The organism is Pygmaiobacter massiliensis (assembly GCF_900199435.1).
GTDB classification, from domain to species: domain Bacteria; phylum Bacillota; class Clostridia; order Oscillospirales; family Ruminococcaceae; genus Pygmaiobacter; species Pygmaiobacter massiliensis.
Genome location: NZ_OAML01000002.1, coordinates 751,578 through 772,698 on the forward strand (window position 1 = coordinate 751,578; position 21,121 = coordinate 772,698).

Here is a 21,121-nt window from a genome sequence, read left to right on the forward strand (position 1 = left end):
ATGGAGATTTAATGGAACGATTGACAAAACGAATTGGCGAACATGTGTATTACACGAAGCTTGATTACAGCAAAACTATTCCGTCAGAGTATAATCCGAATGATATTGGAAGAATTTTGCAAGCACTTGCTGCCTACGAAGATACCAACCACACCCCGGAAGAGTGCACTGCGGCGGTTGAAGAGCTGGCCGCATACCGCACCGCAGAACAAGACGGGACACTGCTGCGACTGCCGTGCAAGGTTGGAACGCCAGTGTTTTGTGTATATAGCCCAAAAAGACCAAACAATCCAGACGATAAAGGAAAATATTTTATCAACCATGATGGGTGGGTTGAAAAGTGGTTGCTTGGAACAAAAGGCTTAGTTGCTCATATCGAATGGCATGGCAATGAAAAGGCTGACAATTTTGGGAAAACCGTATTCCTCACCCCCGAGGCCGCCGAAGCCGCACTGAAAGAACAGGAGGGACAGAAGTGAGTGACCGACTTTATTTTAAAATGAAGATGCTGCAAGCAGAAATTGAAATGCAAGGTATGATTGCAGAAAATCAATATCGTATTTCAAACGGCGAAAGTCCTGTTTATGGTGAAGATGCGTTTAATTCTCTGATTGAAAAGCACGGCATACACCATAACAATTTTCCTTTTATGGGGGAGGCCAACCAATGAATAACACCCAGCGCAAAATCTGCGAGGACGCAATAGATATATTCGGAGCACATCACCAGATTATTAAAGCAGCCGAAGAACTAGCAGAACTGTCACAGCAAGTGCTTAAGGCAGCGAACGGCGATGTTAATAAAGGTCATATCGCAGAAGAGATTGCAGACGTGGAAATCATGCTTGAGCAGCTTAAGATTATTTTCGACCGGCGTGTGAGCGTAGAAGCACAGGTTGATTCAAAGCTGGACAGGCTGCAAAGAAAAATTAACAAAATTGTGAAAGGAGCGGTATAAATGGACGCGGTGAAAATGTTAAACGAAGTTGTCAGAATGTCGCAAAATTGCGCCATTAGATGCGAGGAATGCCCAATCAGTTCGAATTGCAATGGAATGGATGTAGAATGCAATAATTTGCGAATTTACCACCCAGAAAAATACGTTGAAATCGTTGAGAACTGGTCTAAAGCGCACCCACAGAAAACACAGGCTGATTTGTTATTAGAGCGGTATCCGAATGCGATAAAAGATTCAAAAAACATTCCGGTTGTGTGTCCAAAATGTTTAGGTGAAAAAGCTGGATGTAAAACAGATGAATCACTAATGGTTGATTGCGCTTTATGCCGCAAAAAATACTGGTCTGCACCGGTGGAGGGGTAAGATGTCCAAGTTAGTTGACAAGCCCTGCAAAATGTGCGGCAGAATCATGGAAAATGTGGATTCACGCAAAAAGTATTGCAACGACTGCTTTAAAGCAATTCACGTCATACGCACCCAAGAATACCGCGCAAGGGATAAATTCGGGCTAACTCGAAAGAAACCGCATAAACCCGCTATATCCATCACCGATGCAGTAAAGGCAACCACAGCGGCCGGCATGACCTATGGACAGTGGATGTTACATAACAGATTGGAGAGTGAGCAGAACGAAACTTGATATTATGCAAGTGCGCAGCCTGTGCAAATCAGGAGCATTAAAACTATTCGTGAAAGATGACGCGCTGTATTTGAAAGATACGGATACCGAAGAGGCTGTGATGATACACCAGAACATTAAAAACTTAATGCAGGAGGGCCAGCAATGAATGAATGGAGAGCAGTTTGCCCAATTATGACGATTGCTAATGCTATCACGTGCCAGGGCGTAAGTGTAGACCCACGGGCTGTGTGCGCTGATAATTGCGCATTTTACAACCGTAGCCAAAAAATCTGCGTAATAAGTGGACAACAGACCATATTGCCAGAGCCGCCAAAGGAGGACACCATATGAAACGTTTAATCGCAGCATTGCTGCTAATCGTGGTTCTTGCAATGCCAGCCTCGGCAGCGAGAACAAGCCTCAATGACGACTTTTGCAGCATTTACAGCGTACAGTCTGCAAACTATGTGGTTGACGAAGAAACTGGCGTAAACTACATAGTTATAGTAGGAGCGGAAAATAAATTCAGCAAACCGAGCGTATCCATCTGCCCGCGGTACAAAGCAGACGGCACACTGTATGTGACGGAGGCAAAATAGCAATGGGAGAACATAAAGCAAACCCAACAGCAGCTTTAGCCAAACAAGGAAAGCTAAAGCCAAAGAAGAAGCCAATGAGCAAAAAGAAGCGCATACAGATTCTCGAAAACGTAGCTATGGAACGGTTATTCCAAGACGTGCCGATTTTGAGAGTGTATATGCGGTAAGGAGGAAATGCAATGTTAAAAAAGACATTAATAAATATTTTCAAAGCATTATCAGTTTTATTGGCAATTATCGCATTGGAATGTGCTGGCTTCTATTTTGCTCCCAAGGCAACTCAAATAGTTTTAACTGTGGTTTGTGTTTTGTATTTTGTTGGACTTTTAGCGTTTGGCGCATATATGTCCGCATTGGCAAGTAAGGAGGACACATGACCAAGAAAGACCTTGAAAACCTGCGCGGGCTACCGGCAGACATTGCCCAGCGTAAAAGGCAGATAGAGCGGCTTGAAAAAGAGATTGCAGCCGCACCGAATGTTATAGACTGCGTGCAAGGCTCTTCCGCTGCCCCTGCATTTGCTCTACACGCTATTCAGATAAACGGGTATGATGTAGGGCGGGAACACCGCAAGGACAGGCTGCTGATGGTGCTACATAGCCGACAGGCGCAATGCGAGCTGCTGCAAGCCGAGGCGATACAGTTTATCGAATCAATTGACGATGCGATGCTTCGGGCGGCTGTACGCGGGTATTACGTGGAGGGCAAGACGTGGAATGAGGTAGCGGACGAGATTTCCGGAGCTACTGCGGACAGCATACGAATGGCGGTAACGCGGCTGCTGGTAAAATATTGAAATGTTGTTCTACATGTTCGTTTCCATAGTGGTATAATTATAATAGGCAAATTGCAAGGCACCCGGTATTAGGTTACTGGGTGCCTTGTTTTATGGTCAGATGGCCGAGCATGGTCTAAGGCGGCAGTCCTGAAAACTGTTGGGCAAAAAGCCACGTGGGTTCGAATCCTACTCTGACCGCCAATTCCAAAAGCTGACAGCGTACAGGGGCATGAGTAAGCGTCTGAAAATGTCCCGTCAGCATGGCGCACTGCGTGCGTATCGCAGGGACTTGCAGGAATAGACTGTATGGCAGCCGGAAAGACGGCAACACGCTATCTTGGCTCAACGGTAGAGCAGCTGGCCTGTAATCAGCCGGTTGTGTGTTCGATTCACACAGATAGCTCCAAGCGGTATGTCGTTGGTTCGAGTCCAACCACAATGTGTTATGTGTAGCTCAGTAAAGGTAGAGCACCGCAAACCCGCGATGTCGGTTCGAGTCCGGCTGCTTCGGCATAGCTCAATTGGGTAGAGCACGGGAATTTTAATAATCATGTCGCCACTAACCGCATGAGGTTGGTCGGGCGGCATTTTTATTTATTTGGCATACCTGCAAATGCGGGTGGGTGGGTTTGGGGATTTATGTGTAGGAGGTAAGCACGTGACACAGATTGTTGAATTTGAGTGTGAACCGTTTTGCCAAGGGTGCAAAAACATGGACATTGTAATGCTTGACAAAACTACTTATTACGCAAACAGTACGCCGTATATCACGGTGCCTGGAAAGATAACTTGCGCGCATATGAGCGTATTCAGGGCGCTTGCGGACAGATTAAAGGACAACTGCGTTAATACGCGGCAGGTTGGTGACGATGAAAAATGCTAATGAAATTCTGCCCACGCTGTCGAGCAATGATAAGCGCAGATAAACCATACTGCGATAAGTGCCAGCCAATAGTAGACGCTAAACGTAAGGAGGCAATTGAAGCCTACAAGAAGAAAGCAAATAAGAAGTACGACAAACAGCGTGACCCAAAGTATAGAACGTTCTACCGCTCAACAGAGTGGCGCAAGCTGTCGCAGTATATGATTGCTCATGCAGGTTATCAATGCGATGACTGCCGCAAAGATGGACGTGTAACGGTGGCTACAGAGGTACACCACATTAAGCCAATACAGACACCGGATGGTTGGGAACGCAGATTAGACCAGAGCAATCTTGCTGTCCTCTGCCCTATTTGTCATAACAAAAGGCATAAACGGTTCGGCAGCAGACCCCAGGGGGATACCAAAAAAGTATGAACCTATGCGGGGATACCGATGCAAGGGGAAGTCGGTGTAGCAAAAACTCGGAGTTGAAAGTTTCAGATAGGAGGTGCGAAACGTGGGTAACCCAAAAAAACCAATTGAACTGCATTTGGCTAAAGGCAATCAGAGCCATTTAACAAAAGCGGAAATCGAGCAGCGCAAAGAATCGGAAGTGATTGCCGGTCACGAAAACGTATTTGCGCCGGAATATCTGGACAAAAAGCAAACAGAAAAGTTTAACGCGATTGCCGCGCAGCTAATCGACATTGGAATTATGAGCGACCTTGATTGCGATTGCCTGGGCAGATATCTTGTTGCTGAAACCGCATACTTAAAAATAACCAAGCTGCTGAATAAGCTAGATCTTGAAGATATCGTAATATATGAGAAGGCAGCAAACCTGCAAGACAAATATTTCAAACAATGTCGCAGTATCGCGAATGATTTGGGGCTGTCCATTACAAGCCGGTGTAGATTAGTTGTTCCTCAAAAAAAAGACGATAAACCGGCAAATAAGTTTGACCAGTTTAGGAGTGGTACAGGATGAATGACCGTGCCACTGAATACGCTGAACGCGTTTGCTCCGGATCGTTGGTTGTATGCGATGAGCACAGGATGGCGTGTGAACGTCATTTAAACGACTTAAGGCGGCAAGGGACTAAAGATTTTCCATATTTGTGGGTTCCTGAAAAATCTCAACGTATTATCAATTTTGCAGAAACGCTGACAATTGCAGAAGGCACAGCTCCAAAGCCGGTCCACCTCTTTGAAAGCCAATGCTTTGATTTGGGCGTTCCGATGGGATGGGTTCTGCAAGATACCGGATACCGCAGATTCAGGCGCAGCTATGAAAGTATGGCAAGGCAGAACGGCAAAAGCTTTAAAAACGGTATTCGCGGAGCCTATATCAGTGGGTTTGGCGGATATCAGTACGGAAAGCTATTTACCGCTGCGACTAAAAAACGACAGGCTAAAATCGCATTTGATGAAATCGCAAAGTTCATTAAAATTGACCCGGACTTAAACGAGCTTTACAAAATCATGGACTATAAAGCTGTTATACTGTCCTTGACTACGAATTGCACGATTGAAGCGCTTTCTAAAGAGGGCGGACTTGACGATGGGTTCAGAAGCATTTTCAACAGCATCGATGAAATCCACCAACACCGCGACAATTCAGTTTATAAGGCACTTTACAACGGCACGCGTTCCCTACCAGAAACGTTAAACTCAATGATTACCACTCGCGGGAAAGAACTGAACAGTTTTTGCAAAGAGATGGACGATTACTGCATTAACATCCTCAATGGCACTGCCGTTGCGGATGATTTTTTTGTTGATATCTATACGCTAAATAAGGACGATAGCCCATTTGATGAAAATGTATGGATAAAAGCAAACCCAATACTCTGCCAATCGCGAAGCGGAATTGAAGTGCAACGCAGGGACGCGCAAACAGCACAGGATATGGGCGGCTCTGAACTAAGCGATTACCTTGTAAAATGCTGCAATATGTGGGTACAGGACGCCGACAACCAGTATATGCGTCCAGACGTGTGGACTGCTTGCGGAAGTAACATAAAGCTTGATAGCTTCAAAGGGATGCGGTGCTTTGCAGGGCTTGACCTGTCAAGCGGAGGCGACCTCACTTCCCTATCAATCGTAATTCCTCTAGATGATGGCAAGTTTTACGTGTATTCGCACAGTTTCATGCCACGGCAGCGACTGGACGAGCATATAAAGACAGACCTTGCACCGTATGACTTGTGGGAAAGAGCCGGCTTAATAACAGTCACAGACACGTTCGGAGGGTTTAAAAACGACTACGGCTTCATCATTCAGCATCTTAAAAAGCTGATTTCGGAGAACAGCCTTGAACTTTGTGGAATTGCTTACGACCCGCATAATGCCGATGGATTTTTAGACAAGCTGGAAGAATTCAGCGTGCCTGTGGTTTCGATTACACAAAGCGCCAGATTCTTAAATGACGCAACCGTTGATTTTGAACTGTCTGCACGCGCTGGAAACGTTGTTTACGATAGCGCAAATGAATTAATGACATGGTCTATCATCAATGCAAAGACGGTAAAAAACAGCTTTGAAGAAGTCAAGATAGATAAAAAAGACGGTGCCAGATGCAAGCGCATTGACGTTGCAGATGCCATTATAGATGCATGGTGCCTGGCGATGAAGCCAGCTGAAAAGCCAGTTGACCTTGACGAAATCATGGATAACTATTTTAAAACGATGGGATGGTGATACTTTGAACTTATTTAATCGCAAGAAATCAATGACGTTTGAGCAGCTGATTGATTTTTTACAAATTAGCGGCGTTGACAGCTCTCGTTTGAGCGAAGCTACATACTTCGCGTGCCTCAAAGTGCTTAGCGAAAGCATCGGAAAACTGCCGCTTAAATTGATGCAGTATACCGAAAAAGGAGGAGTAATAAAGGCATACAAGCATCCACTGTATAAACTGGCAGACAGCCAGCCGAACGACTATATGACAGCCACGCATTTTTGGTCTACGGTAGAGTTCAACCGCAACCATTATGGCAACGCATATGTGTGGATTGATGGCGCGGGCAGCAAAACACGGCTTTGGATTTTGGATCCTAGCAGCGTTACTCCGTACATCGATGACAAAGGCTTGTGGGGCACTAAAAATGCGCTTTGGTACGTCTACAACAGCGGGACTGCATCCCTCAAGATATCTAGCGACAGCATGCTGCACTTTAAGACATCCGCTAGTTCTGACGGAGTAACCGGTAAATCCGTACGCGACGTGCTGCGTTCTACAATTGAGGGCAACCAGAAAGCACAAGCAATGCTAAATCGCGCTTATGAGAACGGTTTTACAGGCAAGGCTGTGCTGCAATACACCGGTGAGTTATCGGATGCCAATGAGAAAAAGTTTGCAAAGAAAATTGAGGATTTTGTAAACGGAGAAGGTTCTGACAAACGCTCTATCATACCTATGGCATATGGTACAAAGCTAGAAACCGTCAACACAAAATTAGCTGATAATGAATTTCTTGGCCTGAAAAAATATTCGGCGCTGCAAATTGCTGCCGCATTCGGAATTAAGCCGAACCAAATCAACGACTACGAAAAAGCAAGCTACGCGAGTGCAGAAGCTCAACAGCTTGCTTTTTATGTTGATACCCTGCTCTACATCATCAAGCAATATGAGGAAGAGATGAATAACAAGCTCTTGTCTGATGAAGAGACACAGAAAGGGTATTATTTCAAATTCAATGTTTCTGTTATTCTGCGGGCTGACCTTAAAACGCAGATGGAAAGCCTTACAAGAGCAGTACAGGGTTCGCTTTATACGCCAAACGAGGCTAGAGCGTTTATTGACGCACCGGCGACGCTTGGAGGCGACAGGCTGTTATGCAATGGCACAATGATACCCGTAGAAATGGCAGGAACACAGTACCAGAGAGGAGGTGAATAGATGAAAAATGTAATTACAAAGGGCGCAAAATTGAGCGGTTTACCTGTTACTGAAGCAGAACTTGAGCTGATTAACAAGCAGACGCTTGAACCGCTCGCCGCAGAGCAGGTGTTTACTTTCAAAATTGCCGTATGCGACAACGAAGTAGACCGTGATTTTGAAGTTTTCCCGCGCGCTACGCTGGAAAAGATGGCCCCCATGTTTGTTGGCCGTACCATTATGAAGGACCATCAGGCAAAAGCAGACAACCAAGTCGCGAGAATTTACGCGACAGAGGCTGTAGATGGCACCGGCACGACAAAGAACGAAGAAACATACGCGCAGCTGGTTGCTCGTTGCTATATGGTGAAAACCGACAGCAACGCGGATCTCATCACAGAAATTCAAGCCGGTATCAAACGCGAGGTTTCTGTTGGCTGCGGCATCGGTAAAGCTGTTTGCTCCGTATGCGGAACAGACAACCGTGAGGGCTACTGCAAGCACTGGGGCGGGCGCGAGTACGACGGTAAGCAGTGCTACTTTAAGCTTGAAAATCCAATCGACGCTTATGAGGTGTCGTTTGTTGCTGTCCCCGCGCAGCCGGCAGCCGGAGTAACGAAAAACTACACCGGAGAAGAGCAAAAAATCGAAGAGACCGAAAACACCGAACAAAAAGATTTGATTGAAGCCGAACTCGGTATCATCAAGTCTTTTATTTTTTCTGAAAAAGAAGGAGAGTAAAACATGAAAAATAAACGCATGAGAGAAATTCTCGCTACCATCGAAAAGCTTCGCGGCGAAGCAAAGGGCCTCAAGGAAGAAAAAAAGTTTGATGATGCAACCGCAAAGCTGGCCGAAATCAGCGACCTCCAGAAAGAGTATGAGGTCGAAAAGGCTTTGTTTGAAGCAGAGCAGGCAGAAGTGCCCGATGAACCCGTTTCCAAGGGCGGCAAACTGACCGATGAAGAAAAATCATTTGTGGCTTTCTGCCGCAGCCAGCAGACCGAGAAAACCCTTAGCCTTGGCAGCAACGGCGCAATTGTGCCTGACAGCATTGCAAACAAAATCATCGAAGCGGTAAAAGAGCTGTCTCCGATCTATGCAAAGGCCACCATCTACAACGCAAAAGGTGTGCTTTCTATCCCCTGCTACGGCGCAGACAGCTCTGACGATGTGCAGGCAGCATACGCTACCGAGTTTACCGATCTGACCGCGCATCAGGGCAAATTCGCCAGTGTGGATTTGTCTGCGCTGACTATTGGCGCGCTTGCGAAAATCTCCAAATCGCTCATCAACAACACCGACGTTGACGTGCTGGAGTTCATTGTCAACAAAGTTGCGAAAGCCATCGCCGACTTTATCGAAAAAGAGCTGCTGGTTGGAGCGGGCACAAGTGGCAAGATGACCGGTGCAACCACTACTACCAACGTCAACACGCTGACCACTAAGACTGTCGCAGGCCACACCGCTGACGTGCTCATCGATACCCAGCTGATGGTTCCGGAAGTGTACCAGAAAGACGCTTGCTGGATTATGAACAAAGATGTGTTCAAAGCTGTTCGCAAGCTGAAAGACACAGAGGGCGATTATATCCTCACTAAAAACTTCGCGGACGGGTTCGGATGGATGCTGCTTGGTAAGCCGGTATACGTTTCCGAGAATATGCCCGCTGTTGCTGCAAGCTCTGTTTCCGTACTGTATGGTGATTTCTCTGGTATGGCCTGCAAACTTGCAAAAAATGTTGAGGTGCAGGTACTCAATGAGCTGTATGCTGCCCAGCACGCTGTTGGCGTTGTCGGATGGGTAGAAGTTGACAGCAAGATCGAGAACGCTCAGAAGTTTGTCGGCATCAAGAACGCTGCTGCATAAGGCGGTGGAAAATGATGATAGTTACGCTCGAAGAAGCGAAAAGCTATTTGCGAGTAGATTTCAGCGATGACGATAATTTAATCACATCGCTTATTAATACCGCAGACGAATATCTGAAAGCGGCTATCAATCCAACCTATGACGCTACATCAGGGCGGGCAAAGATGCTCGCCCTGATTGTTGTAGGCGATTTGTATGATAACCGCGAGTTGTCTGAAAAGGTAAGCGGGAATACTCGTCGGCTGGTGCAAAACTTTGCGCTTCAACTTCGGCTTGAAAGTGGTGATTATATTGCTTAATGAGTTTACCAAAAGAATCACCATTCAAACCGCAACCGCAGCGCAAGACGATATCGGGAACGAAAATCTCGTCTTTGCGGACCTGATACATTGCTCCGCAAAAGTCAATGGGACTGGCGGCAGAGAATACTATGCAGCTGCTCAAGTGAACGCCGAAAACAACTTCACATTTGAAACGCGATACTGTGCTTTGCTTAAAGGCATTGTTCCACAAACCGCTCGGATTGTGTACGACGGAAACGAATACGATGTGAAACATATCGATGATTTCATGCAACGCCACGAAACCGTGAAGTTTATAGCGCAGCGGAGGTTTTAAATGAAAACAACCATTAATGGCCTTGCTGATGCAATTGCAAAAGAACTTTCGGAGTATTCACAAGATGTCACAGACGGCCTAAAAAAGTCCGTCAAGCAGGTGGCAAAAGAATGCAAAGACGAAATCGTGCAAAACAGCCCGGTTTTAACTGGCAGCTACAAAAAAGGCTGGGGCACAAAAATCAACTACGAAGCGTCCGATGATATCCGCGTTACGGTGCGAAACAAAACGGACTACCAGCTCACGCACTTACTCGAATACGGTCACGCCGGCCCTGATGGCACAGGCCGTCCAACTCCTGCAAAACCGCACATTCGCCCGGCAGAACACAATGCCGCAGAAAAGCTGATGAAACAAGTTAAGGTGGTGGTAAAAGGTTGACGCTAAAAGAATTAAACACACTCTTGAAATCAACCGGCTACCCGGTCGCTTATAGGGCCTTTAAGACCGCACAGACTGCGCCTTTCATCTGCTACCAAACACCATACCGCCGTAACTTCTCGGCCGATGGTGTGGCATACAGCGGAGCAGACCATGTGCAAATCGAATTATACACAAAAGACAAAGACCAAATCGCAGAGGGCAAAGTTGAACAGGCTTTGTCCTCTTTCTTTTGGCAAAAAACAGAGGTTTATATTGAAAGCATAAGCCTGTACCAAATCATTTATGAAATTGAGGTGTAATAATGCCTAATACAGCAGATAAAGTAAAATTCAACATCAAAAAATTACATTACGCAGTGCTCACCAATGGAGCTACCCCGACATGGGCAACTCCGGTTGCAATCCCTGGCACTGTGTCATTCAGTCTTGACCCGCAGGGCGACACTACGCCGTTTTATGCAGATGGTGTGGTTTACTACCAGTCTGTGGCGAACAACGGCTATTCCGGCGATTTAGAAGTGGCAGACTTTCCAGCAAGCTTCTTGAAGGACGTTTTCGGAATTGCCGAGGGTACGACTTCCAAGGTGCTGACCGAGAACTCCAAAGTAGAACCGAAGCCGGTTGCCTTGCTGTTTGAAGAGGAGGGCGATTCTACCGGCACGAAGTACGTATTGTATAACTGCTCTTGCACTCGTCCGAAACGCTCATTTGCAACCCAGACAGACAGCAAAGAGCCGTCCACGCAGACTGTCACCGTTACATCTGTGCCCCTCTCTGACGGTAAAGTAATGGCAATGACTGGGGCTGATACCCCCACCGCAACGCTCACTGCATGGTACACCAAAGTATTTGAGGAAGGGGCAACTGTCTAATGGACAAAACCGTCAACGTTGGCGGTATTGATGTGGGGTTGAGGGCTAACGCTCTCACCCCGCGTCTTTATCGCTTTAAATTCCGCAGAGATTTAATCCAAGACATGAAGCTGCTACAAAAGACCATTGATGAAGCGGACACAGAGAGCGGAGAACTGGACACCACGGTTTTTGAGCACGTTGGCTATATCATGGCGAAGCAGTTTAACCCGGAAATTCCAAGTGAAGAAGAGGACTGGCTTGCAGGACTGCCTATGTTCGCGATCTACCAGCTGATGGAGCCGATTATTTCCCTCTGGCAGCTCAACAATGTCACTACCGCGAAGCCTAAAAAAAAATAGCTCCGCGCGACCGAGAGGAAACCGGGGCTATTTTTATGCTTCGGTGCGCCGAACTGGGATTGTCTGATGAAGCGCTAAGCGGCATGAGCTGTGGAATGGTCTACGATATGCTGATTGAACAAGGCAACGACCACGAAACCTATGCAATCAAAGGCAAGCCCGGCGGTTTAAGAGCGTTTTTTACAGGAGGTGGTAACTGATGGCAGACCAGATAAAGGGCATTACAGTTGAAATTGGCGGCGATGTAAAAGGCTTAAATAAGTCACTGTCAAGCGTAAACAAAGAAATTGGCGGCACGCAGAAAGAACTTAAGGAAGTTGAGCGGCTGCTTAAACTAGACCCCACCAACACCGACCTACTGCGACAAAAGCAAGAGCTTCTCGCGAAATCCATTGCAGACACAAGCGCAAAGGTTGATGCACTAAAAGCGGCTAAAGCAAAAGCTGACGAAAACATGGCAAACGGTACAGAAGTGAATCAAGAGATGTACCGCAAGCTAGACCGCGAAATCGCCGCCGGAGAAGCTAGCCTTAAAAAGTTAGAATCGCAAGCTAACAGCAGCGATGAAGCTGTGAAAAAAATCCCGCTGTCCGCAGATAAAATCGCAAGTAGCATGGAAAACGCAGCCAATAAAACAAAGGTAATGTCTGCTGCGGCCGGCGGTGTAATCGCTGCAATGGGTGGCGCTGCCTATAAGGCGATCACGCTTTCAGATGATTTGAACACACTTGCCAATCAAAGCGGATTCACCACAGCAGACCTACAAAAAATGCAATACGCTGCCGACCGCATTGACGTTTCGATGGAAACTATCACAGGCGCGTCCAAAAAAATGAAGAAGAACATGGTTTCTTCTAGCAAAGACACGGTCGCTGCGTGGGACGCTATTGGAGTTTCTGTGCGTGATAACGTGACCGGCGAACTTCGAGATAGCACAACGGTGTTTTACGAGGCTATTGATGGGTTGTCCAAAATCAGCAACGAAACCGAGCGCGATACTCTCGCCATGCAACTTTTTGGCAAGTCCGCTGATGAATTGGCGGGTGTCATTGATGATGGCGGCGCGGCATTAAAGCAATACGGAAAAGAAGCAGAAGATGCAGGCGTAATTCTCTCGCAGGACACGCTTGACAGCCTAAATAAGATGAATGATGCCGTGGACGAGTTAAAAGCCCAGACCACTGGCACGTTTGCAGAAGTGGGCGCGGAAGTGGCTACCATGCTCACACCGTTCTTGAAAGACCTTGCCGGGACGCTCAAGGCCGTCTTGCAATGGGTGCGCGATTTAGACCAGGGGCAGCTCAAGCTCATAGGCACTATTCTACTAGCGGTCGCTGCAATCTCTCCGATGCTTTCCATTGGCGCTAAGTTAATCACGATAATCAAAGGCACAACGGTTGCGCTAACTGCAATTAAGGGCGCTATTGCTATATTTACAGGAGCGGCCACAACAGGCAGCGCGGCAGCCATGGGACTTGCAAAAGTTATCGCTGCGCTTACCGCTCCAATCACATGGGCAGTTGCCGCAGTGGTGGCGGCGGTTGCCACTATCGCGGTCAAGGGCGATGAAATTCAATCCATTTTGCAAAAAGTAGACGCTTTCATGCAGAATATCTTTGCACGCGATTGGACAACTGTTTTCGGGCCTATTCTGGGCAATGTGATGAACGGCTTTCTCGCTGGGTTTAAATCCGTGTGGAACGCTGTGCAAAGCGTCTTGAACGGCATTATAGATATTATCCGAGGTGTGTTCACTGGTGACTGGTCGCGGGTCTGGAATGGTGTGGAAGAGGTATTTGCGGGAGTATTTAACGGTCTAGTGTCAATCGCAAAAGCACCACTAAATGGCATTATCGGGCTTTTAAACGGTGCCGTGGGTGCTATCAACAGCCTTATTGGCGGGTTTAACCGTATCGGCTTTACTATGCCGAAATGGCTCGGCGGCGGTTCGTGGCACCCCAACTTGCCGAATATCCCTAGTATTCCCTACCTTGCAAAGGGCGGCACTGTATTAAGTGGCTCTGCCGTGGTTGGCGAAGCAGGGCCGGAGCTATTAACCGTACTCGGCAACAAAACGATGGTGCAGCCGCTAACTAGCCAGCAGAAAAATGTAAGCTACGGCGGCAACGTCATCAACGTCTACGGTGCGCCGGGTCAAGATGTTTCGCAGCTTGCAGAAATCGTTGCCGACAAAATCAATGCTAACGTGCAGCAGAAAGGAGCGGCTTTCGCTTGAACGAATTAATCTATAACGGCAAACACAGCCGCGACTTCGGTATTTACATCTCTGGCTCTGGCACTTTCAATTCCCCGGAGCGTGACGCTGAAACCATTTCAATCCCCGGCAAAAACGGAGATTTGGAGGTCAGCCACAACCGCTTCAAAAACATTGCGGTGGAATATCCGGCTTTTATTGTCAGCAAATTCAAGGACAACGCAGCAGCCGCCAGAGTGTGGCTACTTGCCGCGTCCGGCTATCACAGGCTGGAAGATACTTACCACAGCGAATACTTCCGATTAGGCCGGTTTACCGGGCCGCTAGACTTTGATATGAAGTTTCTGAACCGTGCCGGAGAATTTAAGCTACAATTCGACTGCAAGCCGCAACGGTTTTTGAAGTCTGGCGAAGAGGTTTTAATGTTTACGGCGGCGGGCTCTATTTACAATTCCACCGAGTTCACCGCACTTCCGCTTATTCGCGTCTATGGCACTGCTGCCGGCACGCTGACGATCGGAAACACCATCGTACAGATTAATGCAATCAGCGAATATGTAGACCTTGACTGTGAGCTACAAGATGCCTTTAAAGGCTCTACGAATTGCAACGGAAATGTTTACGCGCCAAACTTCCCTGTCCTTTCACCCGGTGGCACTGGTATCAGCTTTTCTGGTGGAATTACCAAAATTGAAATCAAACCGAGGTGGTGGACCGTATGACACCTTTACTTTTTGCAGCAAACACAACTATTTTTAACACAAACGGCATTGGCTCTTTGGCTGATGCCGTTTCTTGTGCCGTAACCGAAGAACGCAACGGTATGTTTGAGCTGGAAATGCAATACCCAATTACCGGACTGCATTATTCAGAGATTGCGCTTTCAATCATTATTCTCGCGGTGCCGGGTGACGGACGCGATAAGCAGCCATTCCGCATCTACAAAATTACAAAGCCCATAAACGGCATTGTAACGGTCTACGCGCAGCACATCAGCTATCAGCTGTCACATATCCCCTGCATGCCTTTCTCGGCTAGTTCTGCGGGTCTGGCGCTGTCGGGATTTAAAACCTACGCAGCAGAAGCGTGTCCGTTTGAGTTTTGGACGGACGTGACCACGGCTGGCAATTATTCGCAGTTTACCCCTGCAAGCATTCGCTCTCGGCTTGGCGGTGTAGAGGGGTCTATCCTCGATACCTACGGCGGTGAATATGAGTGGGACGGATATACTGTTAAGCTTCATGCAGCGCGTGGGGCTGACAATGGTGTAACGCTCCGCTATGGCAAAAACATTACAGATTTAACGCAAGAAGAAAATATCTCAAGCACAATTACAGGCATTTGCCCTTATTGGGCGGGTACCGATGGCATTACCGTCACGCTGCCGGAGAAGGTGCTTTCTGCTGAAAGCGCTGCAAACTTTCCTTACCCGCGCACGATACCGCTTGACCTTTCCGGAGAGTTTGAGGAAAAGCCGACAGTCGAAGAGCTACGCGCAAAAGCGCAAGCCTACATTTCAAAAAGTGGGATTGGTATTCCAACGGTCAGTCTTGATGTTTCTTTTGTTGCCCTTTGGCAGACAGAGGACTATAAGGACATCGCGCCACTCGAACGCGTGCGCCTCTGCGATACCGTAACAGTTATATTCGAAAAGCTCGGCGTATCCGCAAAAGCAAAGGTAATTGCCACGGTTTACAATGTGCTGCTTGACCGATATGACCACATCGAGATTGGCGACGCAAAATCCACATTGGCCGGAACAATCGCTAGTACCAACCAAACGATAGCAGAAAAGACTAGCTCTAGCTTTTTACAGGCTGCCGTTGACCGCGCGACTGGGTGGATTACCGGGGCGAATGGCGGCTATGTCGTGATGCAAAAAGATGCTAACGGACAGCCTTTCGAAATTCTTATTATGGACACCCCGAATATCGAAACCGCTCAAAAAGTATGGCGTTGGAACTCCGGCGGCCTTGGATATTCCAAAACTGGATATGCTGGGCCTTATGGTTTAGCCATCACGCAGGACGGCGCTATTGTGGCCGACTTTATTACGGCGGGCACACTGGACTGCGCCACGCTGACCGTTTTAAATTTGATTGCAAATAACGTGCAACTGTCCGGCAACTTTAAATCTGTTAGTGGCACATTGACTGCATGGCTTTGGGCTGGTGTATTCCGCATGATGCGTGGGGATAAAGAATTTTTAGGTATTTCTACAACCGCAACGGATGACAACAACGGCAAAGGGATAATCAACGTAAATAAAGTCGTGGCTGGCGTTGTGACACCTGGAACTAAAATCTTAGGCGAACAAATCACAACGGATGAGATAATGTGTACAAAGATACGGCCGGGCGATGGACAAAACACCCTTTACACGAATTGGGTACGCGTAAATGCCGCAGATGGATCCAGTCAATGGGCATTGTGCGGCAAACTTACACCATGGTAGGAGGTATTAAATGCAAGCAATCAAACTTGATTTACAGCAGCAGTCAATTATGACACCGCTGAAAGCGAAACAAAACGACAGGTACAGCAGGTTTTTCAAGGCGGTGCTAGTGGACGGTAGCGCTGCCTTTTCTATTCCATCTGGTGCCGCGCTGACAGTGCGCTATATCGCTCCGAGTGGCTCCGGGTGGTATGACACCATCACAGAGATTAATGGCACGACCAAACACAGCGCGTTTTCCATCAGCGGCAACGAAGTCACTGTTGAACTTGCCGAAGCTATGCTGACAAAGCCCGGCAACGGTATGCTGTGCTTGCAAATCTATACTGCGACCGGATACCGCATTGGCACGTGGAATATCCCGCTTGAGATTGAAGCCGACCCACTCGCAGATAGCACTATTGCAGCAAGTGACTATTACAACGTGCTGACTGCACAGGTCGCCCAGGCATTGGGATACCGTGATGCAGCCGCAAACAGCGCTACCGCAGCCGCAGCAAGTGCAGCCTTAGCACAGCAAAGCAGCCAGCAAAGCAAAGGTTGGTATGCTACCGCGGCTGCGCTTCGCGCTGCACATCCGACCGGACAAAATGGTGACTGGGCAATTGTAGGTGGAGCAATTGACACAATCTGGGTGTGGGACACCGATACCACAGACTGGAAAAACACCCATCAGCAGACTGACATGACCAACTACTACACCAAATCGCAGGCCGATGCGGCGTTTGGACAAGCAAATCAAATGCCGCAAAACGCATTGACTAAAAAAGTTTCAAATGTATTAGATATTGATACGAGCGGCAATATGGCTGCCGGGAATATGGTTCCAGCATCAGTGGCCACAGAAAATGCTGCTACGCTTATAAACTCTCCGGTTTCAACCGGTGCGTTTTACGCATACCGCGAAGTTATTGTTATACGCTCCGAAAACAGTACACTGCATCAACAGATTGTCGTGAAACTAACAGAAGCCTACCCATCTCCAGGAAGAGTGTGGGTTAATAAATACAGCAATGACGCAGGCGCTTGGTCTGGTTGGACAACCGTTTCTGAAAATCAGTTCAAAGTTCAATCCGGTAATGTTTCCACACAAGGCACTGGTGGGTGGACTGATGTACAAGTAACTTTCCCAACGCCATATAAAAACATTCCTGCCGTAATCGTTACGCCATCTACTCAATACTCTAACGAAAACGTAATGGTTTCAAATATATCCACCACCGGGTGCAAGGTGTCTGTATTTGCACCATCAACCGGATTTTCTTACGGCATCTACTGGCAAGCAATTGGATTAACACAATAGAAAGGATTGATAAAAAATGGAAAATTGTATGTTCCCTATGGAGTTTCTCCGCGTAACCCAGCGCCCCGGTATCGGCTCACACCGCGGCAGCAAGGCAATTGACCTCGGCGGCAGAGATACCGGCAAAGATAAAGTATACGCGCCGTTTAGCGGCACTGTGGTTCGCACACGCAAAGGTGCGAATGGCGAGTTGTACTTAGTATCCGATGCGCCGGTGCGCTTCGCTGATGGCTCTACTGACTACTGTACCGTGACCTTTATCCATGATGAAGCATTTAACGTGCCAGAGGGCACTCACGTCGTGCAGGGCCAGTACATCTATGATGAGGGTGGCATGGGTAGCGGCAGGCCGCACAAGTTCGGCAATCATCTGCACATGGAAGTCAGCCGCGGCAAGGTGTCTGCACGGCAGGTCGCTAACAAATACGGCGTATACTGCACCGCTATCCAGATGGACATTAACAAAGCAATGATGCTCGGCAATGACGTTACTGTGATGGATGCAGGCGGCATGGAGTGGCACAGACGCACCGAGTGCGAAGCACCCGTGCAGGCTCAAAACGCATACACCGTGCGCGCTGGTGATAGCTGGTGGCGCATTGCAGAGCAGCAGCTCGGCTCTGGCACAAAATTGTACAAGCTTGCAGCTGCAAACGGAAAGACTGTCAACTCTCCCCTGCATCCTGGGGATAAGCTTACGCTGGAGGTGTAACATGGAAGAGAAACGCAATATATTTGCCGTAATCAAGGGCGGCATTGCGGGTGTAGCAACAGCATTTACTGCTGCTTTCGGTTGGATTGGTTGGCTTGTCGTAGGCTGGGTTTGTTGCATGGCATTGGACTGGATTTCGGGTTCTGCCGCAGCGAAGAAAAACGGAGAGTGGAAGTCCAGCACCGCGCGAGATGGTATCTGGCACAAAGCTGGTATGATTCTTGTCGTTATCATCGCCGCAATCGTAGATGGGGTATTAGGCCAAATCGTCAACAACATTCCCGGATTTACACTTCCCTTTACTTATAGCATGATGGTATTTCCCGTAGTAATCTGCTGGTATATTTTTACGGAACTCGGTAGCATCTGCGAGAATGCAAACAAGATGGGCGCGACGATTCCAGACTTTTTAATCAGTCTTCTCTCTGCGGGCAAACTTGGCACTGAAAATGTATGGGACAACATCCTCAAGAAACCGAATAAAAAAGAATAACGATATAAAAAGCCCCGGCCTTGATTGGTCGGGGCTTTTTCTTATTTATTGGATTAATTTTGAATATATGGCCTAAAATTGCCAATACTATAATTAATAAGTTAAATATCAAATAAACGCGGCTCGGCGCATGGCGGCGCGGGTCATAGGGCAGCGTCGGCGCGGCGCGCGGCAGGCTTGTACAATAAAAATAAAAAAGAAAAATAAGAAGCGGAATAGGATGCTTAGTGCGTCTTAAAAAGAATGATAGAAAGCCATTTTTAGAGGTGTGGACGTCCAGTCTGTACCGACACCCAGCCGACGCCTAACCGACACCCAATTGCAATAAAAAAAGAGTGGATTTTACTCCACTCTTATTTTTTTTAGGCTGGTGTCAATGTGAATAAAGCCGTCCGGAACGGGCTTGCTTGAAACAACAAATACTTTTGGCCTGGCGGTCATGTACTCTTTATAATCGCCGCTCTCAATAAATCTTTGATATTTCCCCGCGTCAAATCCCTTATTGGATATCTCAACCTCTAGCAAGCCGACACAAGGCCCGCTTCCGGCATCGTATACAAACGCTGCGTCCGGCCGTATATGCCCGCAGTCCGGCTCAATTGCGAATCTCGGCACATTTGCCGCCCCTGCTAAAGCCGCATAGAATCGGCTTACAAGCAGCGCGTGCCGCACCTGCTTCGGGCATTTTGCAAAGTAGATATATTGGCTCGACACGCTATCCCTTGCTCGGCTTAACTTGCCAGCGTCAGATATTGCCTTTAACCTACGCCAGCATACATCGTCAGACGAAAAGAAAAGCTTTCGTATCGTGGCAGTATCCGCTATCTTAAACTCTCTCACGAACTCGACAACCTCAAAATCCCTTGTGGTCAGCATAGCAGGTCAACCCCTCTGCTGGGCTTTGCCGTCACCTTTTCTACATACGTGGGCCGCAGTAGCTGCCGGGCGCGCTCTGTATCCAAATAAGGGCATTGCACCAGCACCTCGGAATTTTTCTTAAAGATGCCCTGGCCCTTGCCTTTGAGCAGCTCTAGGCCGCCCTTATCGAGTATAATGCGGCTGTTTGTTTCGTTCATCGTTTTCAAGCCCAAGACTGTGGTGACGTTGGCTTTTATGCGGCCGTTCAGTATCTTCGCATCTGGCCTTTGGGTGCTGATGATAATGTGAATACCGCAAGCCCTCGCCTTAGCGGAAATCTCTTCTAGACTTTGTATCGTGGCCTTTTCTAAGCACAGGTCGGCAAATTCGTCAACTATGAGAACTTCATAGCCTAAGCCTTTATATTTTCGGTTGTACTCTTTAATATCCACGCAATCATGGCTAAAAAACAAGTCATAGCGGCGGTCAACCTCCCGGCTGATGGCAGATAACACGCGCTCCGCTTCGCCCTTAGTCCGGGCAAAGTCAACTACATTCCTGCACTTCGCGAAAATCTGGAACTCTGCACCGCGCTTTAAATCTATAAGGTGTAGTTTTACGTCTTTGTCGAGAATTAGATTTGTAATGATGGAGCGCAGCACGGTGCTTTTGCCGCTTCCGGTTTCGCCCGCGATTAGCATATGCGGCTCACCGGACGATAAATCGCAGGTTACAGCCTTGCCCCGGCAATCATAGCCCACCGGGAACTCAACATCACCTTTGCAATGGATTGTTTCGTATTCGTAAACGCTTTTTTGGTTTTGCTCAAACACTTCGATTTGGATTTGCTTATAAGTATAACGGATATCAATGTCACGGCCCACATGCTGCTGAATGGCCAATCGGTTGCGCTCAAAGTCATCAATCGACAGCCCGGCCGGCAACGAGAAGCTGTAAACCGTACTCACTTCCGTGTGTTCCTTGCTCACCATGATGGGGTAAGCTGACCCTTTGCCCAAATTAAGATTTTTAAACAGCCGGTCAAACGGCGACCAGGTAGTAAAGTAGTAACCGATGCCTAGCGCCCCGCAGCTTGCCATGAGATAGCCGATGCCAGCGCAGGCAGGACAGATGCAGCCGACTACCGCACCGCTTACCGTGGCCAGAATAGAGGTATCTAAGAGGGTTGCCTCTTTGGTTGTTTTGGATTGCATAATTAATACCACCTTTCGACACGCACAAGTGGTATGATTAAAGCACGAATCGCCTTGTGCGGTTGGTTTGGCGCTCCTGTGCATCGCT

The 21,121-nt window shown here is 47.8% G+C and carries 32 protein-coding genes and 2 tRNA genes; 32 read left to right on the forward strand and 2 right to left on the reverse strand.

Annotated elements, in window-relative coordinates; genetic code table 11:
- Positions 1-11: 11 nt before the first annotated feature.
- The 32 genes from C1A11_RS03635 (at position 12) to C1A11_RS03780 (ending at position 18,961) form a co-directional block, all read left to right on the forward strand.
- Complete coding sequence (locus C1A11_RS03635; RefSeq protein WP_102049042.1) at positions 12-479, forward strand: hypothetical protein; 468 nt, start codon at positions 12-14, stop codon at positions 477-479.
- The gene (locus C1A11_RS03640; RefSeq protein WP_102049043.1) at positions 476-670 is read left to right on the forward strand and encodes a hypothetical protein; all 195 of its coding nucleotides are present in this window, start codon (positions 476-478) and stop codon (positions 668-670) included. Before C1A11_RS03635 ends, C1A11_RS03640 begins: the two co-directional genes overlap by 4 nt.
- Entirely contained in the window at positions 667-957 is a 291-nt protein-coding gene (locus C1A11_RS03645; protein WP_102049044.1) for a nucleoside triphosphate pyrophosphohydrolase family protein, read from the forward strand. Before C1A11_RS03640 ends, C1A11_RS03645 begins: the two co-directional genes overlap by 4 nt.
- A complete protein-coding gene (locus C1A11_RS03650) occupies positions 958-1,320 on the forward strand; it encodes a hypothetical protein (protein WP_102049045.1) in 363 nt (120 codons plus the stop codon). It abuts the gene before it with no gap.
- Between the two features lies 1 nt (position 1,321).
- Positions 1,322-1,597: a hypothetical protein gene (locus tag C1A11_RS03655; RefSeq protein ID WP_102049046.1), complete on the forward strand. Its 276-nt coding sequence runs from the start codon at positions 1,322-1,324 to the stop codon at positions 1,595-1,597.
- Complete coding sequence (locus C1A11_RS13750; protein ID WP_180950230.1) at positions 1,578-1,745, forward strand: hypothetical protein; 168 nt, start codon at positions 1,578-1,580, stop codon at positions 1,743-1,745. The genes C1A11_RS03655 and C1A11_RS13750 overlap by 20 nt, the downstream gene beginning before the upstream one ends.
- A gap of 181 nt (positions 1,746-1,926) precedes the next feature.
- Complete coding sequence (locus C1A11_RS03665; RefSeq protein ID WP_102049048.1) at positions 1,927-2,178, forward strand: hypothetical protein; 252 nt, start codon at positions 1,927-1,929, stop codon at positions 2,176-2,178.
- A gap of 2 nt (positions 2,179-2,180) precedes the next feature.
- Entirely contained in the window at positions 2,181-2,345 is a 165-nt protein-coding gene (locus C1A11_RS13755; protein ID WP_180950231.1) for a hypothetical protein, read from the forward strand.
- A 12-nt stretch (positions 2,346-2,357) separates the two neighbouring features.
- Entirely contained in the window at positions 2,358-2,555 is a 198-nt protein-coding gene (locus tag C1A11_RS03670) for a hypothetical protein (protein ID WP_102049049.1), read from the forward strand.
- A complete protein-coding gene (locus tag C1A11_RS03675; RefSeq protein WP_102049050.1) occupies positions 2,552-2,974 on the forward strand; it encodes a hypothetical protein in 423 nt (140 codons plus the stop codon). The genes C1A11_RS03670 and C1A11_RS03675 overlap by 4 nt, the downstream gene beginning before the upstream one ends.
- A gap of 94 nt (positions 2,975-3,068) precedes the next feature.
- Positions 3,069-3,157, forward strand: a tRNA-Ser gene (locus tag C1A11_RS03680).
- A 130-nt stretch (positions 3,158-3,287) separates the two neighbouring features.
- Positions 3,288-3,362 (forward strand) — tRNA-Thr (locus tag C1A11_RS03685).
- A 252-nt stretch (positions 3,363-3,614) separates the two neighbouring features.
- A complete protein-coding gene (locus C1A11_RS03690; RefSeq protein WP_102049051.1) occupies positions 3,615-3,839 on the forward strand; it encodes a hypothetical protein in 225 nt (74 codons plus the stop codon).
- 200 nt (positions 3,840-4,039) lie between these two features.
- Positions 4,040-4,255, forward strand: a complete 216-nt coding sequence (locus C1A11_RS14060) for an HNH endonuclease signature motif containing protein (protein WP_180950232.1) — start codon at positions 4,040-4,042, stop codon at positions 4,253-4,255.
- An 82-nt stretch (positions 4,256-4,337) separates the two neighbouring features.
- Entirely contained in the window at positions 4,338-4,808 is a 471-nt protein-coding gene (locus C1A11_RS03700) for a phage terminase small subunit P27 family (protein WP_102049053.1), read from the forward strand.
- Complete coding sequence (locus C1A11_RS03705) at positions 4,805-6,520, forward strand: terminase large subunit (RefSeq protein WP_102049054.1); 1,716 nt, start codon at positions 4,805-4,807, stop codon at positions 6,518-6,520. The genes C1A11_RS03700 and C1A11_RS03705 overlap by 4 nt, the downstream gene beginning before the upstream one ends.
- Positions 6,477-7,721 (forward strand): phage portal protein, encoded by a 1,245-nt coding sequence (locus C1A11_RS03710; protein ID WP_145995711.1) that lies wholly within the window; start codon positions 6,477-6,479, stop codon positions 7,719-7,721. Before C1A11_RS03705 ends, C1A11_RS03710 begins: the two co-directional genes overlap by 44 nt.
- A complete protein-coding gene (locus C1A11_RS03715) occupies positions 7,722-8,441 on the forward strand; it encodes a hypothetical protein (protein WP_102049056.1) in 720 nt (239 codons plus the stop codon).
- A gap of 3 nt (positions 8,442-8,444) precedes the next feature.
- Positions 8,445-9,569 carry a phage major capsid protein gene (locus C1A11_RS03720; RefSeq protein WP_102049057.1) on the forward strand — a complete coding sequence of 375 codons (1,125 nt, stop codon included), beginning with the start codon at positions 8,445-8,447 and terminating at the stop codon, positions 9,567-9,569.
- An 11-nt stretch (positions 9,570-9,580) separates the two neighbouring features.
- A complete protein-coding gene (locus tag C1A11_RS03725) occupies positions 9,581-9,868 on the forward strand; it encodes a head-tail connector protein (protein WP_102049058.1) in 288 nt (95 codons plus the stop codon).
- Complete coding sequence (locus C1A11_RS03730) at positions 9,861-10,187, forward strand: phage head closure protein (protein ID WP_180950233.1); 327 nt, start codon at positions 9,861-9,863, stop codon at positions 10,185-10,187. The genes C1A11_RS03725 and C1A11_RS03730 overlap by 8 nt, the downstream gene beginning before the upstream one ends.
- Positions 10,188-10,568 (forward strand): HK97 gp10 family phage protein, encoded by a 381-nt coding sequence (locus C1A11_RS03735; protein ID WP_102049060.1) that lies wholly within the window; start codon positions 10,188-10,190, stop codon positions 10,566-10,568.
- 23 nt (positions 10,569-10,591) lie between these two features.
- Positions 10,592-10,870: a hypothetical protein gene (locus C1A11_RS03740; RefSeq protein ID WP_145995712.1), complete on the forward strand. Its 279-nt coding sequence runs from the start codon at positions 10,592-10,594 to the stop codon at positions 10,868-10,870.
- Between the two features lie 2 nt (positions 10,871-10,872).
- Positions 10,873-11,442, forward strand: a complete 570-nt coding sequence (locus C1A11_RS03745; protein WP_102049062.1) for a major tail protein — start codon at positions 10,873-10,875, stop codon at positions 11,440-11,442.
- A complete protein-coding gene (locus C1A11_RS03750) occupies positions 11,442-11,783 on the forward strand; it encodes a hypothetical protein (RefSeq protein ID WP_102049063.1) in 342 nt (113 codons plus the stop codon). Before C1A11_RS03745 ends, C1A11_RS03750 begins: the two co-directional genes overlap by 1 nt.
- A 35-nt stretch (positions 11,784-11,818) precedes the next feature.
- A complete protein-coding gene (locus C1A11_RS13765) occupies positions 11,819-11,983 on the forward strand; it encodes a hypothetical protein (protein ID WP_180950234.1) in 165 nt (54 codons plus the stop codon).
- Entirely contained in the window at positions 11,983-14,019 is a 2,037-nt protein-coding gene (locus C1A11_RS03755) for a phage tail tape measure protein (RefSeq protein WP_102049064.1), read from the forward strand. The genes C1A11_RS13765 and C1A11_RS03755 overlap by 1 nt, the downstream gene beginning before the upstream one ends.
- Positions 14,016-14,720 (forward strand): hypothetical protein, encoded by a 705-nt coding sequence (locus tag C1A11_RS03760; RefSeq protein ID WP_102049065.1) that lies wholly within the window; start codon positions 14,016-14,018, stop codon positions 14,718-14,720. The genes C1A11_RS03755 and C1A11_RS03760 overlap by 4 nt, the downstream gene beginning before the upstream one ends.
- Complete coding sequence (locus tag C1A11_RS03765) at positions 14,717-16,453, forward strand: phage tail spike protein (protein WP_102049066.1); 1,737 nt, start codon at positions 14,717-14,719, stop codon at positions 16,451-16,453. The genes C1A11_RS03760 and C1A11_RS03765 overlap by 4 nt, the downstream gene beginning before the upstream one ends.
- A gap of 10 nt (positions 16,454-16,463) precedes the next feature.
- Positions 16,464-17,756 (forward strand): H-type lectin domain-containing protein, encoded by a 1,293-nt coding sequence (locus tag C1A11_RS03770; RefSeq protein WP_102049067.1) that lies wholly within the window; start codon positions 16,464-16,466, stop codon positions 17,754-17,756.
- A gap of 16 nt (positions 17,757-17,772) precedes the next feature.
- Positions 17,773-18,468 (forward strand): LysM peptidoglycan-binding domain-containing protein, encoded by a 696-nt coding sequence (locus C1A11_RS03775; RefSeq protein WP_102049068.1) that lies wholly within the window; start codon positions 17,773-17,775, stop codon positions 18,466-18,468.
- Between the two features lies 1 nt (position 18,469).
- Positions 18,470-18,961 carry a phage holin family protein gene (locus tag C1A11_RS03780; protein ID WP_102049069.1) on the forward strand — a complete coding sequence of 164 codons (492 nt, stop codon included), beginning with the start codon at positions 18,470-18,472 and terminating at the stop codon, positions 18,959-18,961.
- Between the two features lie 342 nt (positions 18,962-19,303).
- On the opposite strand, the gene C1A11_RS03785 is transcribed toward C1A11_RS03780, so the two are convergent.
- The gene (locus C1A11_RS03785; protein ID WP_102049070.1) at positions 19,304-19,837 is read right to left on the reverse strand and encodes a hypothetical protein; all 534 of its coding nucleotides are present in this window, start codon (positions 19,835-19,837) and stop codon (positions 19,304-19,306) included.
- Complete coding sequence (locus C1A11_RS03790; RefSeq protein WP_180950235.1) at positions 19,831-21,033, reverse strand: FtsK/SpoIIIE domain-containing protein; 1,203 nt, start codon at positions 21,031-21,033, stop codon at positions 19,831-19,833. Before C1A11_RS03790 ends, C1A11_RS03785 begins: the two co-directional genes overlap by 7 nt.
- Between the last annotated feature and the right edge of the window lie 88 nt (positions 21,034-21,121).

What these genes read in the sequence shown, in the direction of transcription:
- C1A11_RS03635 (WP_102049042.1), top strand. Translation starts at nt 12, where the DNA reads ATGGAACGATTGACAAAACGAATTGGCGAACATGTGTATTACACGAAG.
- C1A11_RS03645 (WP_102049044.1), top strand. Translation starts at nt 667, where the DNA reads ATGAATAACACCCAGCGCAAAATCTGCGAGGACGCAATAGATATATTC.
- C1A11_RS03650 (WP_102049045.1), top strand. Translation starts at nt 958, where the DNA reads ATGGACGCGGTGAAAATGTTAAACGAAGTTGTCAGAATGTCGCAAAAT.
- C1A11_RS03655 (WP_102049046.1), top strand. Translation starts at nt 1,322, where the DNA reads ATGTCCAAGTTAGTTGACAAGCCCTGCAAAATGTGCGGCAGAATCATG.
- C1A11_RS03665 (WP_102049048.1), top strand. Translation starts at nt 1,927, where the DNA reads ATGAAACGTTTAATCGCAGCATTGCTGCTAATCGTGGTTCTTGCAATG.
- C1A11_RS13755 (WP_180950231.1), top strand. Translation starts at nt 2,181, where the DNA reads ATGGGAGAACATAAAGCAAACCCAACAGCAGCTTTAGCCAAACAAGGA.
- C1A11_RS03670 (WP_102049049.1), top strand. Translation starts at nt 2,358, where the DNA reads ATGTTAAAAAAGACATTAATAAATATTTTCAAAGCATTATCAGTTTTA.
- C1A11_RS03675 (WP_102049050.1), top strand. Translation starts at nt 2,552, where the DNA reads ATGACCAAGAAAGACCTTGAAAACCTGCGCGGGCTACCGGCAGACATT.
- C1A11_RS14060 (WP_180950232.1), top strand. Translation starts at nt 4,040, where the DNA reads ATGATTGCTCATGCAGGTTATCAATGCGATGACTGCCGCAAAGATGGA.
- C1A11_RS03705 (WP_102049054.1), top strand. Translation starts at nt 4,805, where the DNA reads ATGAATGACCGTGCCACTGAATACGCTGAACGCGTTTGCTCCGGATCG.
- C1A11_RS03715 (WP_102049056.1), top strand. Translation starts at nt 7,722, where the DNA reads ATGAAAAATGTAATTACAAAGGGCGCAAAATTGAGCGGTTTACCTGTT.
- C1A11_RS03720 (WP_102049057.1), top strand. Translation starts at nt 8,445, where the DNA reads ATGAAAAATAAACGCATGAGAGAAATTCTCGCTACCATCGAAAAGCTT.
- C1A11_RS03725 (WP_102049058.1), top strand. Translation starts at nt 9,581, where the DNA reads ATGATGATAGTTACGCTCGAAGAAGCGAAAAGCTATTTGCGAGTAGAT.
- C1A11_RS03735 (WP_102049060.1), top strand. Translation starts at nt 10,188, where the DNA reads ATGAAAACAACCATTAATGGCCTTGCTGATGCAATTGCAAAAGAACTT.
- C1A11_RS03745 (WP_102049062.1), top strand. Translation starts at nt 10,873, where the DNA reads ATGCCTAATACAGCAGATAAAGTAAAATTCAACATCAAAAAATTACAT.
- C1A11_RS03750 (WP_102049063.1), top strand. Translation starts at nt 11,442, where the DNA reads ATGGACAAAACCGTCAACGTTGGCGGTATTGATGTGGGGTTGAGGGCT.
- C1A11_RS13765 (WP_180950234.1), top strand. Translation starts at nt 11,819, where the DNA reads ATGCTTCGGTGCGCCGAACTGGGATTGTCTGATGAAGCGCTAAGCGGC.
- C1A11_RS03755 (WP_102049064.1), top strand. Translation starts at nt 11,983, where the DNA reads ATGGCAGACCAGATAAAGGGCATTACAGTTGAAATTGGCGGCGATGTA.
- C1A11_RS03765 (WP_102049066.1), top strand. Translation starts at nt 14,717, where the DNA reads ATGACACCTTTACTTTTTGCAGCAAACACAACTATTTTTAACACAAAC.
- C1A11_RS03770 (WP_102049067.1), top strand. Translation starts at nt 16,464, where the DNA reads ATGCAAGCAATCAAACTTGATTTACAGCAGCAGTCAATTATGACACCG.
- C1A11_RS03775 (WP_102049068.1), top strand. Translation starts at nt 17,773, where the DNA reads ATGGAAAATTGTATGTTCCCTATGGAGTTTCTCCGCGTAACCCAGCGC.
- C1A11_RS03780 (WP_102049069.1), top strand. Translation starts at nt 18,470, where the DNA reads ATGGAAGAGAAACGCAATATATTTGCCGTAATCAAGGGCGGCATTGCG.
- C1A11_RS03785 (WP_102049070.1), bottom strand. Translation starts at nt 19,837, where the DNA reads ATGCTGACCACAAGGGATTTTGAGGTTGTCGAGTTCGTGAGAGAGTTT.
- C1A11_RS03790 (WP_180950235.1), bottom strand. Translation starts at nt 21,033, where the DNA reads ATGCAATCCAAAACAACCAAAGAGGCAACCCTCTTAGATACCTCTATT.